Genomic DNA, 15475 nt, shown 5'->3' on the forward strand with positions numbered 1-15475 from the left:
CCCCCACAGAAGGGCGGAGATGATCACGCAACCCGCCATCCAGGGCGCGGACGCTGAGCTCATCAGCGCCTCCTGGTCCCAGCCGGAGGCGTTCGCCGAGCTGTTCGACCGCTACTCCGCCATGCTCTACAGGTACGTCTCCAAACGGCTCGGCCCCGAGCCCGCCGAGGACCTCGTCGGTGAGACGTTCCTGGTCGCCTTCTCCCGTAGGAAGAGCTACGACCTGGGGTATCCCGACGCCAGGCCGTGGCTCTTCGGCATTCTCACCAGGCTCATGGCCCGGCACCATCGCACCGAGGCGGCCCGCTACAGGGCGCTGCGGCGCGCGCCGGTAGACCTCGACGTGGAGTCACCCGCCGACCGCGTCGCGGCGGGGGCGACCGCGCGGGCGGCCGGGCCCGCGCTGGCCGGCGCCCTGGCCGCGCTGCCCGCCAGGGACCGCGACGTGCTGCTGCTCATCGCCTGGGGCGATCTGACGTACGAGGAGGTCGCGCAGGCGCTCGACATCCCGATCGGCACCGTGCGCTCCCGCCTCAACCGGGGCAGGCGGAAGGTCCGCGCGGCGCTCGGCGACACCAACCCGATGCTGCGAGGGCAGGAGTGATGATGGACGACGACCTGCGGACGCTCCGCGACTTCGGCGACAGCCTGGGGCACGAGCCTCCGGCGACGTTGGTACGCCAGCGGGCGCGCATGCTGGCGGCCCGGCCGCGCCGCGCCGGGTTCGGCTGGACGATGACGGCCCTGGTCGCCGTCGTGACCGCGGCGGTGGTCGCCGTGCCCACGCTGCTGATCGCCGGCTGGGAGACCGTTCCCCCGCCGGCCGGTCAGCGCCCCGCCGACGTGCGCGGCGCGCTGAACGTGCTGCTGGTCGGCACCGACAGTCAGGTGGGCTCGCCCAGGTTCGCCCAGGGGGCACGCACCGACACGATGATCGTGCTGCACCTGCCGGCCGACCGGAAGAAGGTCACGGCCGTCAACCTCCCGCGGGATTCCTGGGTGCGGATCCCGCGATGCGGCTCCGAGCCCGCCCGTACCGGCCTGATCAACTCTGCTTTCGACCGTGGTGGGCTGAGCTGCGCGGTGAAGACCGTGGAGACGCTGACCGACGTACGGATCGACCACATGATCGAGGTCGACTTCGCCGGGTTCAAGCAGGTCGTCGACGCGCTCGGCGGGGTCGAGGTCACGCTGGCGCGGCCGGTCGACGAGCCGAAGTCCAAGCTGAGACTCCCGGCGGGCAAGAGCATGCTCAACGGCGAGCAGGCGCTCGGCTACATGCGGCTGCGTTATTACGGCGACGGGTCGGACATACAGCGGATCAAACGCCAGCAGAAACTCATCCAGGCGATGGTGAAGAAGGCCAGGCGGGCCCTCGACGACCCGGCCAAGTTGCGCGCCTTCATGGCCGTGGCGGCGAAGTCGGTCAAGACCGACGAGGCGCTGGACATGGAGTCCATGATCGAGCTCGTCTCCAGCCTGGAGGGTGCTTCGGTGACCTTCCGCACGGTTCCCTGGCAACCTCGTCCTGACAACCCCCGCGGGATCCAGTGGAAACAGCCGGAGGCGGACCGCCTGTTCGCGACCCTGAGATGAACCGGCCGCCGGGAGCGCCCCGGAGAAAGACCCGGCCGATCGGACCGGTCTAAAGGGCCACCGGTGGGATCGGTCTAAGGCCCGGTCGATCGGTCCGGTCTAAGGCCCGGCCGATCGGACCGGTCTAAGGATCGGGTGGTGGACCGGTGCCGTCAGCGGGTGGCGCGGTAGAGCTTGCGCAGCGCGAGGCCGGCGGCCACCCCGCCGGCCACCGCGCCCACGCCGGCCGCGATCGGCAGCGCGGTCAGCGTCGCCTTGCGGCCGGTGCGGAAGTCCTTGATCGCCCAGTCGTGCTTCCTGGCGTGCTCGCGCAGCTCGCTGTCGGGGTTGATGGCCACCGCGTGACCGGCCAGCGACAGCATGGGCAGATCGTTGGCCGAGTCGCTGTAGGCGGTGCACCTGGTCAGGTCGAGGCCCTCGCGGCGGGCCAGCGCCCGCACCGCCTCGGCCTTGGCCGGGCCGTGCAGCAGGTCGCCGACCAGCCGCCCGGTGTAGATGCCGTCCGTGGTCTCGGCCACGGTGCCGAGGGCCCCGGTCAGGCCCAGCCGCTGGGCGATCACCCGCGCCAGCTCCACCGGCGTGGCGGTGACCAGCCAGACCCGCTGGCCCTGGTCCAGGTGGCTCTGCGCGAGCGCCCTGGTGCCGCCCCAGATGCGGTCGGCCATGACCTCGTCGTAGATCTCCTCGCCGAGGCGTACGACGTCGTCGACCTTGGCGCCCGCGACGAACGCGAGCGCGGTCTCGCGGGCGACGGCGATGTGCTCGGGGTTCTCGTTGCCGCGCAGCCGGAACACCGCCTGCCCGATGGCGAACTTGAACAGGTCGGTGGTGTTGAACATGCCCCGCGTCGACAGGCCCCTGGCGAAGTGGTAGATCGACGCGCCACGCATCATCGTGTTGTCGACGTCGAAGAAGGCCGCAGCCTGGAGGTCGGGCTCGGTCGGGGGCGCGACCACAGCCGCTGCCGCCGCGACCTCACCGGCGATCTCCGCCTCGGTCTGCTGCCGTCGTCGAATTAGCCGCCACATGGGCTTCAGCCTACCTATCCCGGAGCGGCGAGCCCGTCGATGTAGTCGAGGTAGCCGACGGCCTGGTCCTGCTCCACACCGTCGAGCTGTTCGAGCATCGGCTCGACCATGTTCCGCTGGTCCTCGGCGAAGCGGTCGATTTTCGGCGAGCGGGGCTCGGCGCGTCGCAGCCTGGTGATGCCGGCCCGGGTCGACTGCTCCATGTCCTTGAGCGTCCTGTGGACCAGCGGCCCGGCACTGGAGGAGCCGAGGAGCTGGGCGACCTCCTTCGCCCGGGTCTTGGCCGAGACGAGTTCACGCTCGCCGCGCACCACGTCGTCGGTGCTGAGCCGGACCAGGGTGCTCTCCGCCGCGCGCTTGAGCGGGTAGAGGGTGTCGCCGGGCACCGCGCGGTAGGTCGCGACCGAGGTCAGCAGCATGGCGGTCATCAGGCCGATCGGGACGATCGAGGTGGACAGGGACCGCTGGGGCCGGGGCCGCCGGTGGGTGCGCCGGATCGGTCGTACGGGATGCTCGGCGGGCTGGGCGGAGGTGAGCCGTTCGCGCAGGCGCGCGCGGAAGGCCGGGTCCGGAACCCCGCCGCGTGACAGCGCTCCCAGCTCTGTGAGGTGACCGAGCACGCGCTCGTGCGTCCTGCGCGCCCTACCCATGATCGCTCCCTGACGCCCCCGAGATTCGATGCTGCCGTGACACCTGCCTAACGACGTCGCGCGGCGCGAGGTTACGCAAGGTCGTTCTTCAGTGCTCTGGCCAGCGTGCGGATCGCCCGGAACTGCAGCGCTTTGATCGCTCCACTTTTCTTCCCCATGATGAGCGCGGTCTCCGCGAGCGACAGCCCGTGCAGGAATCGCAGGACCACGCACTCCTGCTGCTCGGGGTTCAGATCGCGGACGGCGCGGAGCACCCGGTCGTTGATGATGGCGGTCACCACGGCGTTCTCCGGGATGTGCGCTCCTTCGAGGGGAACGTCGATCACTTCTCCGGTCGAGACCTCCAGGCGGTAGCGCCCGGATTTGAAATGGTCGGCGACCAGGTTTCTGGCGATGGTCACGAGCCAGGCGCCGAAGTCACGGCCCTGCCAGGTGAAGTCGGCGATCCGGCGCAGCGCCCGCAGGAAGGTCTCGCTGGTCAGATCCTCGGCGAGCGGATGGGAGCCGACCCGGAAGTAGATGTAGCGATAAACAAGATCCACATAACGGTCATAGAGCGTGCCAAAGGCATCCGTGTCCCCGGTCTTCGCGTGCAGGACCAGGGTGCGGAGATCGTCGGTGACGTCTTCACGCACGGCAAGCTGGGTCGTCCGGGCCGAGCCAGCCGTCGCTGGCGTGAGCAGCCCGGAGAACGGCCACGAGTCAGGCATCCGGTATCCCTAAGGCTAAGGGGTGCGCCGTGCTCGAACACTCTAGAAATCAACCGGAAATTCCACAATCCACATCCTCCTTGCATGCCGCCGCTTAATCGGCAGATACGGTGTGGATCGACCCTTTCCCTCTTCGGCTACCGGCTGGGAGGCATAGTCCGGCAGCATAGGAGTCACCATGGAGATCCTCGTTGCTGTCATAGCGTTCGCCGGTGCGCTCCTGGCTGCGATCGCCTCCGTCGCGCTGGTCCGCCGGCTGCGCGAGGAGCCCGAGGGCTGGTTGATCGCCTGGACCATCGCCGGTCCGGCGCTGTGCCTGTCGCTGGCGGTGATCGGTTTCGGCTACCTCGTCGGGTTCGGGGTCGTCACCTTCAAGGTGCTCCAGATCACCGGGTCGATGCTGGCGCCGCTCTGGCTGGCCGTCGGGCTGATCCAGCTGCTGGCGGAGAAGGTGCCGCCGAAGTTCCTGGCCTGGCTGTTCGGCATCGCCTACACGATCGTCGCCCTGGTGATCATGGTGGTGGACCCGCTCATCAGCGAGGAGATGGGCAAGTCGGTGCCGGTGTCGTCCGCGCACTGGGCGGTCATCCCCGCCTATCTGCTCATCGCCCTGCATGTCATCGCCGCGCTCATCATGCTGGGGACCATCGTGGTCGCGGCGCTGCGGTGGCGCGGCGGCGACGAGTACGACACCGACAACCTGCACGCGGTCCTGGTCATCGCCCCCTCGGGGCTGGCGCTCATGGGCGCCATGCAGTTCGCGGTGCCCGGCTTCTTCACCGTCATGCTGCTCATCGCCGCCGCCGCGGCCATCTGGTACACCGTGCTGCGCCCGCTCGCGCCGTACGACGACGAAGAGGACGACGAGTTCGTCGACCAGCAGCAGGACAGGCGGCCGGTCGGTGGGCGGCGCGAGCAGCAGCGGCCGGTGGGACCCCGGCCGCAGGAGCAGCCGCCGCCGGGTCACCGCCCCGCGCCGGAGCCCGTCCCGCTGGCCGCCACCGAGCCGCCGCGCCAGCGCAGGTCGGGCCTGGGCGACCTGGTGGCCGAATACCGGGCCAACGACCAGGAGGTCGACTACGCCGCCCGGATGTCGCCGCCGCCGGACGCGGGCCCCTCGACCGGCTACATCATGAACGGCCGGCACGGCGGCCCGCCCCAGGCCGACCCGCGCGACCAGTCGATGCCCGGCGGCTCGATGCCCGGCGCTCCGATGCCTGGCGGCTCGATGCCCGGCGGCTCGATGCCCGGTGGCTCGATGCCCGGCGCTCCGATGTCCGGCGGCGGCTACTCGGGTGCCGAGCTGTTTGCCCCCCGCATGCCGGAGACCGGCCCTCAGCCCATGGTGCAGCCTGCCCCGCAGCAGACCTCCGGCAAGCCCTCGCCGAACATCTACGGCATGCTGACCGTCTTCACGCTCATGGACGGCTCGGGTCCCGCCTTCGACCAGTTGGCCGACCTGACCGTCGAGGCGGTCCGGCGCGGTGAGCCGGACACGCTGATCTACGCCTGCCACGCGGTCAAGTCCGCACCGCTGCAGCGCATCGTCTACGAGCTCTACCGTGACGAGGTCGCCTACCGCGACCACCAGCGCCAGCCGCACATCGAGCGCTTCATCAACGAGCGTCAGGCCATGGTGCTGGCCACCAACATCATCGAGCTCAACGTGAACGCCGCCAAGGTCGTGCCGCTGCCGATGGCGATGTTCTGACTAGGCCGCCAGGGCCGCGCGCAGCCGATCTTCCGAGACCCGCCAGAAGTCGTGCTGGACACCGTCGATCAGGGTGACCGGGATCATCTCCCAGTAGCGCTCCCGCAGCTCGTCGGAGGAGTTGATGTCCACTTCCTCCCACGGCACGCCCAGCTCGCCGGCGACCCGCGCGATGATCTCGCGCGCGTCCGCACACAGGTGGCAACCGGGCTTTCCGAGCAGCGTGATGCGGTGCATGACGTCCACCGTAGCGCTCGGCGGACGGTGACTTTGTGCATCGGTTCACAAAAGGATTAACCTGAAAGACGGTTCCATCCCCAGTCACGCGGCCCAAGGCCGCCCGTTCCCCTGGAGCTCCGGCAAGTGAAGAGCCCGTCCCAGCCTCGTGATCGAGGCATACCCGAAGCGACGGTCGCACGGCTCCCGTTGTACCTTCGGGCGCTGCACGGGATGGCAGAGCGTGGCACCGCGACCGTCAGCTCCGAGGATCTCGCCGCGGCCGCCGGGGTCAACTCCGCCAAGCTGCGCAAGGATCTGTCACACCTCGGCTCCTACGGCACCCGCGGCGTCGGCTACGAGGTCGAATACCTCGTCTACCAGATCTCCCGCGAGCTCGGCCTGACCCAGGACTGGGCCGTCGCCATCGTCGGTGTCGGTAACCTGGGCCGCGCGCTGGCCAATTACGGCGGCTTCGTCTCCCGGGGATTTCGCATCGCGGCCGTGTTCGACGCGGACCCCGAAGTCGTGGGCGACGACATAGCGGGGTTGAATGTGGAGCACATCGATGAGCTGGAGGCCGTGATCAAGCGGCGTGGGGTCTCGATCGTGGTGCTGGCGACACCGGCGGTCGCGGCGCAGGAAGTGTGCGATCGTGTGGTGAGCGCCGGGGTGACCAGCATCCTCAACTTCGCCCCGGTCGTGCTCACTGTTCCGGACAGCGTCGATGTCCGTAAAGTCGACCTATCCATCGAACTGCAGATCCTTGCGTTCCACGAGCAGCGCAAAGCTGGGGGGCCACTCATGGCAGTGGACAGTCAATGAGTGTTCTGGCAATCGGACTCAGCCACCGGACCGCGCCGGTGGCCCTGCTCGAACGCGTCTCGGTGAGCGGCGAAGCCCTCGTCAAGCTGCTGTACGACGTGCAGCAGGACCCCTGCGTGGCGGAGGCCTTCGTGGTCTCGACCTGCAACCGGGTCGAGGTCTACGTCGCCGTGGACCGCTTCCACGCGGCCGTCACGGCCGTCACCGGCCTGCTCAGCCTCCACTCGGGCGTGCCCGTCGACGAGCTCACCCCGCACCTTTACGTGCACTACGAGGAGCAGGCCGTCGAGCACCTGTTCTCGATGGTGTGCGGCCTGGAGTCCATGGTCGTGGGCGAGGGCCAGATTCTCGGCCAGACCCGCCACGCGCTCAAGCTGGCACAGAAGCACGGCACCGTCGGCGCCACCCTGAACGAGCTGGTCCAGCAGGCGCTGCGGGTCGGCAAGCGGGCGCACACCGAGACCGGCATCGACAAGGCCGGGGCCTCGCTGGTCAGCGCGGGCCTCGCGCTCGCGGGCGAGCCGGCCGGGCGGCGCGCCCTGGTGATCGGCGCGGGCTCCATGAGCTCGCTGGCCGCCGCCACACTGGCGCGCGCCGGCGTCACGGACATCGTGATCGCCAACCGTACGTACGAGCGCGGCGCGCGGCTGGCCGAGACGGTCGGCGGCAGGGCGGTGGAGTTCTCCGCCGTCGCCCGTGAGCTGGCGACGGCCGACATCGTCATCACCTGCACCGGCGCGGGCCGTCACCTGATCGGCACCGACATGGTGTCGCCGGGGACGTTCCTGCTGGACCTGGCGCTGCCGCACGACATCGACCCGGCGGTGCGCGCCGTTCCGGGCGTCACCCTGGTGGACCTGGAGACGATCCGGGTGTCCGGAATCGGCTCACGCGAGGGTGACGCGGTAAGGTCCGTGCGCAAGCTCGTCGCGCAGGAGCTCGCCGCCTACCTGGAGTCGGAGCGGGCCGCCAAGGTCACTCCGACCGTGGTGGCGTTGCGCAGCAAGGCGGCAGGCGTGGTCGAGTCCGAGCTGGGCCGCCTGCTGATGCGCGTGCCCGATCTCGACGGCAAGCTCAGGGACGAGGTGACCCTCACCGTGCAGAGAGTCGTCGACAAGCTGCTCCACGAGCCCACTGTGCGTGTCAAGCGGCTCGCCACCTCGCCAGGCGGCGATCATTATGCCGAGGCGCTGCGTGAGCTGTTCGATCTGGATCCGAAGACGCCCGAGGCCGTGAGGGAGGTGGAGTTGTGACTCCACAGGCTGTGACTCCACAGACGGAAGGCCCGCTGCGCCTTGGCACGAGGCGCAGCCTGATGGCGACCACGCAGTCGCAGATGGTCGCCGACGCTTACACCGAGCGGACCGGCCGGCCGATCGAGCTGGTCGGCGTGACGACCTTCGGCGACGTGACCAAGGGGAGCCTGGCCCAGCTCGGCGGCACCGGCGTGTTCGTCAGCGCGCTGCGCGACAAGCTGATCGAGGGCGAGATCGACTTCGCCGTGCACTCGCTGAAGGACCTGCCCACCAAGCCCGACCCCCGGATAGCGCTGGCCGCCCTGCCCACCCGGCACGACCACCGCGACGCGCTGGTCGGCGAGGTCAAGTTCGCGGACCTGCCGCCCGGCGCCCGGGTCGGCACCGGCTCGCCGCGCCGGGTCGCCATGCTGCGCGCGCTGCGGCCGGATCTGGACTACGTCCCGATCCGCGGCAACGCTGACACCCGGATCGGCAAGGTCACCTCCGGTGAGCTGCACGCGGTCGTGCTCGCCGCCGCCGGCCTGACCAGGATCGGCAGGACGGCCGAGATCGCCCAGATCTTCGAGGTCGAGGAGCTGCTGCCCGCGCCCGGCCAGGGCGCGCTGGCCGTGGAGTGCCTGTCCGACCGCGCCGACCTCGTCGACTTCCTCGGCGTGCTCGACGACCCGCGGACCCGCTCCGCGGTGGCGGCCGAGCGAGCCGTCCTGGCCGCACTCGAGGCAGGCTGTTCGGCTCCCGTGGGTGCGTTCGCCCTCGATGACGGGCACACTCTGAACCTGACCGCCGCAGTCGTCGCCGTCGACGGCCTGCGCACGGTACGCAAGTCCGCCGCCGGCATTCCTTCGGAGGCTGAAGACCTGGGGCGCCAGCTCGCGACCCAGATGCTTCGCGAAGGGGCCGACAAATTGATGGGGGAGCATTCCCATTGAGCTCCGATAGTCCAACCTCCGCTTTCGTCGCGTTCGTAGGCGCGGGGCCAGGAGATCCGAATCTCCTCACGCTCCGCGGCGCCGAGCTGCTCTCCAAGGCCGACGTGGTCGTGCTGGAGGAAGAGCTACACGGCCCGCTGCTACGGCACTGCCGCGAAGGTGTGCACGTCGTCGCCGACGGCGACTACCTCAAGCACGCCAAAGCCGGTCAGTTCGTCGTGCGCCTGTGCGAGGGCGACCCGATGCTGTTCTCCTCGGTCGCCGAGGAGGTCGCGGCCTGCGCCGCGGCGGAGGTGGACTTCGAGGTCGTGCCCGGCGTCCCGCCCGCGACCGCCGTGCTCACCTACGCGGGCATCCCGCCCGCGACCTCGGTGCCCGAGTTCAGGGTCGTCGACGCCGCACAGGACCAGGACTGGTCCTCGCACGCCGCCTGTCCGGGCACGCTCGTCATCTACAACGGCATCACCGAGGCGGTCGCGATCGGCAAGGCGCTGATCGGCGGTGGCAAGCCCGACAGCACGCCCGTGGCGGTCAGCAGCGGCGGCACCACGACCGAGCAGTACACCGTGGTCTCGACGCTCGGCAGGCTGCAGGCCGACCTCAAGCACGCCGGATTCACCGAGCCCGCGCTGATCGTCGTGGGTGCGGCGGTCGGCCTGCGCGACAAGCTCTCGTGGTTCGAGACCAAGCCGCTGTTCGGCTGGCGGGTGCTGGTGCCGCGCACCAAGGAGCAGTCCAAGAGCCTGTCCGAGCAGCTCATCTCCTACGGCGCGGTGCCCGAGGAGGTGCCGACCATCTCGGTCGAGCCGCCCCGCACTCCGCAGCAGATGGACCGCGCCATCAAGGGCCTGGTCACCGGCCGCTACGAGTGGGTGGCCTTCACCAGCGCCAACGCGGTCAAGGCGGTGCGCGAGAAGTTCGAGGAGTACGGCCTCGACGCGCGCGCCTTCGCTGGGCTCAAGGTGGCCGCCGTGGGCGACGCCACCGCGCGGGCGCTGATCGACTTCGGCGTCAAGCCCGACCTGCTGCCGTCGGGCGAGCAGTCGTCGGAGGGGCTGGTGGCCGAGTGGCCGCCGTACGACTCGATGCTCGACCCGATCAACCGGGTGCTGCTGCCGCGGGCCGACATCTCCACCGACACGCTGGTGGCCGGGCTGACCGAGCTCGGCTGGGAGTGCGACGACGTCACGGCCTACCGGACCGTACGGGCCGCGCCGCCGCCCGCGCCGATCCGTGAGGCGATCAAGGGCGGCGGGTTCGACGCGGTCCTGTTCACCTCGTCCTCGACCGTGCGCAACCTCGTGGGCATCGCGGGCAAGCCGCACAACGTCACCGTGATCGCCGTCATCGGGCCGCAGACGGCCAAGACCGCCGAGGAGTTCGGGCTCCGCGTCGACGTCATGGCCGACAAGGCCTCCGCGTCGGCCCTGGCGACCGCGCTGGCGTCCTACGGCGCCAAACAGCGCGAGGCCGCCGTCATCGCCGGTGACACCCCGCGCAGGCCGTCCCAGAACCGCAGGGGAGCCAGGAGGAGAGCGAAGTGAGTGCCGAGTTCCCCGTCGCCCGTCCGCGCAGGCTGCGTCGTACCTCGGCGTTGCGCAGGATGGTGGCCGGCACCAGGCTGCACGCCGCGGACCTGATCCTGCCGATGTTCGTCAAGGAGGGCATCGGCGAGCCGCATCCCGTCGTCTCCATGCCGGGCGTCGTCCAGCACACCCGCGACTCGCTGCGCAAGGCCGCCCGCGAGGCGGCCGAGGCCGGGGTGGGCGGGGTGATCCTGTTCGGCATCCCGGCGGTGAAGGACGCGCGCGGTTCGGCGGCCGACGACCCCGACGGCATCCTGCAGGTGGCGCTGCGCGACGTGCGCGCCGAGGTCGGCGACGCCGTCGTGGTCATGGCCGACACCTGCCTCGACGAGTTCACCGACAACGGGCACTGCGGCATCCTGACCGAGTCGGGCGACGTCGACAATGACCTCACGCTGGAGCGCTACGCCTCGATCGCGGTCGCGCAGGCCACGGCGGGCTCGCAGATGATCGCGCCCAGCGGGATGATGGACGGCCAGGTGGGCGTGATCCGGGCGGCGCTGGACGCGGCCGGCTTCGCGGACCTGCCGATCCTCGCCTACTCCGCCAAGTACGCCTCCGCCTTCTACGGGCCGTTCCGGGACGCCGCCGAGTGCGCGCCGCAGTTCGGCGACCGCAGCACCCACCAGCAGGATCCGGCGGGCCCGCTGGAGGAGGCGCTGCGTGAGGTGCGCCTGGACCTGGCCGAGGGCGCCGACGCCGTCATGGTCAAGCCCGCGCTGGCCTACCTCGACGTCATCAGGCGCTTCCGCGACGAGGTGGACGTGCCCGTCGCCGCCTACCAGGTGAGCGGCGAGTACGCGATGATCGAGGCTGCCGCGGCCAACGGCTGGGTCGACCGCGACCGGATGATCATGGAGTCGCTGGTGTCGATCAAGCGCGCGGGCGCCGACCTGATCCTCACCTACTGGGCCACCGAGGTGGCGCGCCGCCTCTAACCCATGGGTTTGCCGTTAAGTGCTGAGGCCTGTGCGTTAGAGTGGGGCAAGAAGTGCTGGTGTGTCCCGCGTGTGCGTACGGCCCGGAGCCGGGACCGCTTCAGGCACAGACTTGACGGGAGACACCTTATGGTGGGGGTACCTCTAGCTCGGCGTACCAAAAAACGGTCGCGAGCGACGCGAATCGACACTGTGCTGGGTTATGCCGCCCTCGGGTGGCCGTGTGTGCCCGGCGCCTCCCCGCTGCGACGTGGCTCCCGTGCCTGCTCCTGTGACCGCGTCGGCTGTCCCGACCCGGGCGCGCATCCGGTCTCGCCCGCCTGGCACATCCAGGCGACGACGGACCCCACCCAGCTCACCCGCTGGTGGCAGCGCGACCCCGAGGCCAACGTCATCTTGCCCACCGGACGCGTGTTCGACGTCTTCGATGTACCCCTGCCCACCGGCCTGTCCGCCCTCACGCGGATCGACAACGCCGGAGCCGACTCGGGCCCGGTCGCCGCCAACGGTGACCGGGTCCTTTTCTATGTGGCCACCCGGGGCAACCCCGAGGACGAGGACGAGTGGTGGTCCTGTCAGCTGGACTGCGACCCGGCCACCATCGAGGACACCCCGGGCCTGCGCTGGCACTGCCGCGACAGCTACGTCCTCGCGCCGCCGTCCACGCTCCCGACCGGCCAGCCGGTCTCCTGGCTGCGCCCCCCGGACGGCCGCCCGCTCCCGGACCCCCTGCGCGTCCTGGAGTGGCTCGCCGACTAGCTCAGAACCGCCGGATGTCGCGCTGCTCCACTTCGGGCATGATCTTGGCTACCGCGGCGAAGTCGTCGTCGACGTGCAGAACCGTGAGTCCATGGTGCACGGCCGTGGCGCACACCAGTAGATCGATCACTCCGGCTGAGCGGTGCTGACCGCGCTGGGTCAGTTTGTACTGGGCGTTCTCCACCCATCGCCACGCGGCCTTGGGGACGGGGGCAAGTTGGCAGAGGGCGTCGAGCTCCGCGGCCAGCTCATCCCGGTGCGCTGGACCGGTCGCAGAGTAGAGGAACTCCGTCCTCGTGGGCTCGCACATCCGCACCGGCTGTGTGGTGAGACGATCACCCCACGCCTCGATCACTTCGGGATTGCGCAGGAGGTGCCACAACGCGGAGGTGTCGATGAGATACGAGGTCACGTCATGGTCTGCTTCCATGCGGCCTTGGCGGCGTCCCGGGCCGCCGACGCCGCGTCGAACTCCCCGCGTTGCGCTCGGGATGCGAGCTTCTCCAGCGCCTCGATGCGTTTGACGCGAGCGACGTACTCGCGAAGGGCGGTGTTGACCGTCTCCTTCTTCGTGGACGTGCCCATCATGCGCATGGCTTCGTTGAGGGCCTCGTCGTCGAGATCGATCTGAGTAACTATCATGACTCCTCCATGTTGGTCATATACAAGAGTTATGTACATCATCATCATAGCTCGCTGGCGGCGGGTGTCGAGGTCGCCCGCCGCCGGGGGCGTGGGTGGGGGGACCTAACCTGGTCGGGTGAGCCGTACACATAACTCCGAGGACCTGTTCGCCCGCGCCTGCGCCGTCGTGCCGGGGGGTGTCAACTCGCCGGTTCGCGCGTTCGGCGCCGTCGGCGGGACGCCGCGCTTCATGGTCTCGGGCCAGGGGCCCTACATCACCGACGCCGACGGCAACGAGTACGTCGACCTGGTCTGCTCCTGGGGGCCGATGATCCTGGGGCACCGGCATCCCGCGGTGGTCGAGGCCGTGTCGAAGGCGGTGGCGCACGGGTTCTCCTACGGCACCGCGACGCCGGGCGAGGTGGCGCTGGCCGAGGCGATGGTGGCCCGGGTCGCGCCGGTGGAGAAGATCCGCCTGGTCAGCTCGGGCACCGAGGCGACGATGAGCGCCGTGCGGCTGGCCCGTGGGTTCACCGGGCGCTCCAAGGTGGTCAAGTTCGCGGGCTGCTACCACGGGCACGTGGACGCGCTGCTCGCCGCCGCCGGGTCGGGGGTGGCGACGTTCGGGCTGCCGGACACGCCCGGGGTGACCGGGGCGTCGGCCGCCGACACGATCGTGCTGCCGTACAACTCGATCGAGGCCGTCGAGGAGGCGTTCGCGACCGCCGAGATCGCCTGCGTGATCACCGAGGCCTGCCCGGCCAACATGGGGATCGTGCCGCCGCTCGACGGGTTCAACGCCCGCCTGCGGGAGCTGTGCACCGCCAACGGCGCGCTGCTGATCGTCGACGAGGTCCTCACCGGCTTCCGCGTCTCACCCTCCGGCTGGTACGGCCTGGACCCGGTGGATGCGGACCTGATGACGTTCGGCAAGGTCATGGGAGGGGGGCTGCCCGCGGCGGCGTTCGGCGGCCGGGCGGACGTGATGGCCCACCTCGCGCCGGAGGGGCCGGTCTACCAGGCGGGCACCCTGTCGGGTAACCCGCTGGCCTGCGCGGCGGGCCTGGCCACGCTGCACGCGCTGGACGCGGAGGCGTACACGAAGATCAACGCGGCGGCGGCGACGGTGGCGACGGCGGCGGCGCACGCGCTGACGGCGGCGGGGGTGCCGCACCGGCTGCAGACGGCGGGCAGTCTGTTCTCCGTCTTCTTCACCGACCGTCCGGTGACGAACTTCGACGAGGCCCGGACGCAGAGCACGGCGGCGTACACGGCGTTCTTCCACTCGATGCTGGACCAGGGCGTCTACCTGCCGCCGTCGGCGTACGAGGCGTGGTTCCTGTCGGCCGCCCACGACGACGAGGCCCTCAGCCGCGTCGCCGACGCGCTGCCGGCGGCGGCGAAGGCCGCGGCGGCGGCCCGCTAACCTCCACCGGGCAGACGCGGCCGGAGAATACCGGGCTCGGCATGGTCCCACAGAGCCGACAGCGGAGTGAAGAAGATACGATCACCGGAGGGCAGGTTCGTGTCGCCGAGGTGTAGCACATAACCAGCGCGGAACCTGTCGCCAAGCGTGTCCCTCAACCAGCGAAGGTGCCTCGCGTCCTCGGGTTTGGGCGTCGAGGAAGCCTTCACTTCTATGCCGATGACGCTCCCGTCCCGGCGTTCGAGGAGGAAATCCACCTCCCGCTTGTCTCTGTCGCGGTAGTGCCGCACCACGACGTGCCGGCGGGCGAAGGTGGACAGCTTGAGCAGCTCCGAGAAGACGAATGTTTCGAGCAGTCCGCCGAGTGCGGGATGTCCCGGTGCCAGCAGGGACTCGGCGTCCACATCGAGCAAATGTGCGGCCAGGCCGCTGTCGGTCACATAGGTCTTGGGAGCATGCGTGACCCGCGTGGAGAAGTTGTTGGACCATGCCGGTGCGGAAGCGATCAGAAAGACCGTTTCCAGATAGGCCAGATAGGAGCGGATGGTGGTCGCATCCAGCCCGAGGCTGTTGGAGAGGTGCGAGAGGACCAATTGGCCGCCTGCGCGAGCGGCTACGAGGGCGATGAGGTCAGGTATCGCCCGCACCTTGTTGACCTGGGCGAATTCCTGGATATCGCGGAAGATCACCGTGTCCAGATAACCGCGGAACCATCCTCGGACGGCGACGGGTGAGGTCAGCCGGAGCACTTCCGGGTAGCTGCCGTGGCAGATGAGCCTGATGTAGTCATCCCTCGTCCATGCCGATGCCCGCTGGGTCACCGAGGTCGGATCCGCGAATAGCCGATCGCAGAAGCCGCCCGTGCCCCCAGTGCGTTCGGTGACCGCGAACGGCCACAGATCCACGAAGGCCACGCGTCCGGCGAGGGACTCCGACAGGGTTGGCACGCTGAGGAACCGGGTGGAGCCTGAGAGGACGAACTGCCCTGGACTCCAGTCCTCGTCCACCACCTGTTTGATCGCCAGGATCAGCGGATCGCCGGCGCGCTGGATCTCATCGATGATCACCGGCTGCGGTCGGCGACGAGCGAAGGTGCGCGGGTCATCCAAGGCGAAGGCCAAGTACGTCTCACCTGCATCTTCCCAGATCCGCGAGCATAGTTTCCCGAATCCGCGAGCAGACTTTTCGCGATTTCGCGAGCGAAGTTTTCCGGTTTTC

At 69.7% G+C, this 15475-nt stretch carries 17 protein-coding genes; 10 read left to right on the plus strand and 7 right to left on the minus strand.

Going from position 1 to position 15475, the window contains the following annotated elements:
* Positions 1-19: 19 nt before the first annotated feature.
* Together OHA68_RS16160 and OHA68_RS16165 are read left to right on the plus strand one after the other, a co-directional pair.
* On the plus strand, positions 20-604 hold the full coding sequence (locus OHA68_RS16160) for an RNA polymerase sigma factor (RefSeq protein ID WP_327108369.1): 585 nt from the start codon (positions 20-22) through the stop codon (positions 602-604).
* On the plus strand, positions 604-1596 hold the full coding sequence (locus tag OHA68_RS16165; RefSeq protein ID WP_327108370.1) for an LCP family protein: 993 nt from the start codon (positions 604-606) through the stop codon (positions 1594-1596). Before OHA68_RS16160 ends, OHA68_RS16165 begins: the two co-directional genes overlap by 1 nt.
* 152 nt (positions 1597-1748) lie before the next feature.
* Here the strand turns inward: OHA68_RS16165 and OHA68_RS16170 are convergent, their stop codons facing one another.
* The 3 genes from OHA68_RS16170 to OHA68_RS16180 all read right to left on the minus strand — a co-directional run bounded on the left by OHA68_RS16170 (position 1749) and on the right by OHA68_RS16180 (position 3984).
* Entirely contained in the window at positions 1749-2624 is an 876-nt protein-coding gene (locus OHA68_RS16170; protein WP_327108371.1) for an HAD family hydrolase, read from the minus strand.
* A gap of 14 nt (positions 2625-2638) precedes the next feature.
* Positions 2639-3274 carry a DUF5667 domain-containing protein gene (locus tag OHA68_RS16175; RefSeq protein ID WP_189142121.1) on the minus strand — a complete coding sequence of 212 codons (636 nt, stop codon included), beginning with the start codon at positions 3272-3274 and terminating at the stop codon, positions 2639-2641.
* Between the two features lie 71 nt (positions 3275-3345).
* Complete coding sequence (locus OHA68_RS16180; RefSeq protein WP_189142122.1) at positions 3346-3984, minus strand: sigma-70 family RNA polymerase sigma factor; 639 nt, start codon at positions 3982-3984, stop codon at positions 3346-3348.
* 178 nt (positions 3985-4162) lie between these two features.
* On the opposite strand from OHA68_RS16180, the gene OHA68_RS16185 reads away from it, so the two are divergent.
* Positions 4163-5695 (plus strand): hypothetical protein, encoded by a 1533-nt coding sequence (locus OHA68_RS16185; RefSeq protein ID WP_327108372.1) that lies wholly within the window; start codon positions 4163-4165, stop codon positions 5693-5695.
* On the opposite strand, the gene OHA68_RS16190 is transcribed toward OHA68_RS16185, so the two are convergent.
* Positions 5696-5932 (minus strand): glutaredoxin family protein, encoded by a 237-nt coding sequence (locus tag OHA68_RS16190; RefSeq protein WP_189142124.1) that lies wholly within the window; start codon positions 5930-5932, stop codon positions 5696-5698.
* Positions 5933-6058: 126 nt separating this feature from the next.
* On the opposite strand from OHA68_RS16190, the gene OHA68_RS16195 reads away from it, so the two are divergent.
* The 6 genes from OHA68_RS16195 to OHA68_RS16220 all read left to right on the plus strand — a co-directional run bounded on the left by OHA68_RS16195 (position 6059) and on the right by OHA68_RS16220 (position 12207).
* Entirely contained in the window at positions 6059-6736 is a 678-nt protein-coding gene (locus OHA68_RS16195) for a redox-sensing transcriptional repressor Rex (protein WP_189142125.1), read from the plus strand.
* Positions 6733-7989, plus strand: coding sequence for a glutamyl-tRNA reductase (locus OHA68_RS16200; RefSeq protein WP_327108373.1), 1257 nt, complete (start codon positions 6733-6735; stop codon positions 7987-7989). The genes OHA68_RS16195 and OHA68_RS16200 overlap by 4 nt, the downstream gene beginning before the upstream one ends.
* An 11-nt stretch (positions 7990-8000) precedes the next feature.
* Positions 8001-8924, plus strand: coding sequence for a hydroxymethylbilane synthase (gene hemC / locus OHA68_RS16205; protein WP_327108374.1), 924 nt, complete (start codon positions 8001-8003; stop codon positions 8922-8924).
* Positions 8921-10468 carry a bifunctional uroporphyrinogen-III C-methyltransferase/uroporphyrinogen-III synthase gene (locus tag OHA68_RS16210; protein WP_327108375.1) on the plus strand — a complete coding sequence of 516 codons (1548 nt, stop codon included), beginning with the start codon at positions 8921-8923 and terminating at the stop codon, positions 10466-10468. The genes hemC and OHA68_RS16210 overlap by 4 nt, the downstream gene beginning before the upstream one ends.
* Complete coding sequence (hemB, locus tag OHA68_RS16215) at positions 10465-11448, plus strand: porphobilinogen synthase (protein ID WP_327108376.1); 984 nt, start codon at positions 10465-10467, stop codon at positions 11446-11448. The genes OHA68_RS16210 and hemB overlap by 4 nt, the downstream gene beginning before the upstream one ends.
* 129 nt (positions 11449-11577) lie before the next feature.
* A complete protein-coding gene (locus tag OHA68_RS16220; RefSeq protein ID WP_189142129.1) occupies positions 11578-12207 on the plus strand; it encodes a bifunctional DNA primase/polymerase in 630 nt (209 codons plus the stop codon).
* A gap of 1 nt (position 12208) precedes the next feature.
* Here OHA68_RS16220 and OHA68_RS16225 read toward each other — a convergent pair whose 3' ends face one another.
* Together OHA68_RS16225 and OHA68_RS16230 are read right to left on the minus strand one after the other, a co-directional pair.
* Positions 12209-12619, minus strand: coding sequence for a PIN domain nuclease (locus OHA68_RS16225; protein ID WP_327108377.1), 411 nt, complete (start codon positions 12617-12619; stop codon positions 12209-12211).
* Positions 12616-12849 carry a type II toxin-antitoxin system VapB family antitoxin gene (locus OHA68_RS16230; protein ID WP_327108378.1) on the minus strand — a complete coding sequence of 78 codons (234 nt, stop codon included), beginning with the start codon at positions 12847-12849 and terminating at the stop codon, positions 12616-12618. The genes OHA68_RS16225 and OHA68_RS16230 overlap by 4 nt, the downstream gene beginning before the upstream one ends.
* A gap of 118 nt (positions 12850-12967) precedes the next feature.
* Here OHA68_RS16230 and hemL point away from each other — a divergent pair, with 118 nt between their 5' ends.
* Positions 12968-14257 carry a glutamate-1-semialdehyde 2,1-aminomutase gene (gene hemL, locus OHA68_RS16235; protein ID WP_327108379.1) on the plus strand — a complete coding sequence of 430 codons (1290 nt, stop codon included), beginning with the start codon at positions 12968-12970 and terminating at the stop codon, positions 14255-14257.
* Here hemL and OHA68_RS16240 read toward each other — a convergent pair.
* Positions 14254-15378: an ATP-binding protein gene (locus tag OHA68_RS16240; RefSeq protein WP_327108380.1), complete on the minus strand. Its 1125-nt coding sequence runs from the start codon at positions 15376-15378 to the stop codon at positions 14254-14256. The two genes, hemL and OHA68_RS16240, sit on opposite strands and share 4 nt — an antisense overlap.
* Between the last annotated feature and the right edge of the window lie 97 nt (positions 15379-15475).

Source organism: Nonomuraea glycinis (assembly GCF_035920485.1).
Lineage (GTDB): Bacteria > Actinomycetota > Actinomycetes > Streptosporangiales > Streptosporangiaceae > Nonomuraea > Nonomuraea glycinis.

Coding starts and splice junctions, on each gene's coding strand:
- OHA68_RS16220 (WP_189142129.1), top strand. CDS start 11,578: ATGGTGGGGGTACCTCTAGCTCGGCGTACCAAAAAACGGTCGCGAGCG.
- OHA68_RS16200 (WP_327108373.1), top strand. CDS start 6,733: ATGAGTGTTCTGGCAATCGGACTCAGCCACCGGACCGCGCCGGTGGCC.
- OHA68_RS16185 (WP_327108372.1), top strand. CDS start 4,163: ATGGAGATCCTCGTTGCTGTCATAGCGTTCGCCGGTGCGCTCCTGGCT.
- OHA68_RS16165 (WP_327108370.1), top strand. CDS start 604: ATGATGGACGACGACCTGCGGACGCTCCGCGACTTCGGCGACAGCCTG.
- OHA68_RS16180 (WP_189142122.1), bottom strand. CDS start 3,984: ATGCCTGACTCGTGGCCGTTCTCCGGGCTGCTCACGCCAGCGACGGCT.
- OHA68_RS16175 (WP_189142121.1), bottom strand. CDS start 3,274: ATGGGTAGGGCGCGCAGGACGCACGAGCGCGTGCTCGGTCACCTCACA.
- OHA68_RS16160 (WP_327108369.1), top strand. CDS start 20: ATGATCACGCAACCCGCCATCCAGGGCGCGGACGCTGAGCTCATCAGC.
- OHA68_RS16170 (WP_327108371.1), bottom strand. CDS start 2,624: ATGTGGCGGCTAATTCGACGACGGCAGCAGACCGAGGCGGAGATCGCC.
- OHA68_RS16230 (WP_327108378.1), bottom strand. CDS start 12,849: ATGATAGTTACTCAGATCGATCTCGACGACGAGGCCCTCAACGAAGCC.
- OHA68_RS16190 (WP_189142124.1), bottom strand. CDS start 5,932: ATGCACCGCATCACGCTGCTCGGAAAGCCCGGTTGCCACCTGTGTGCG.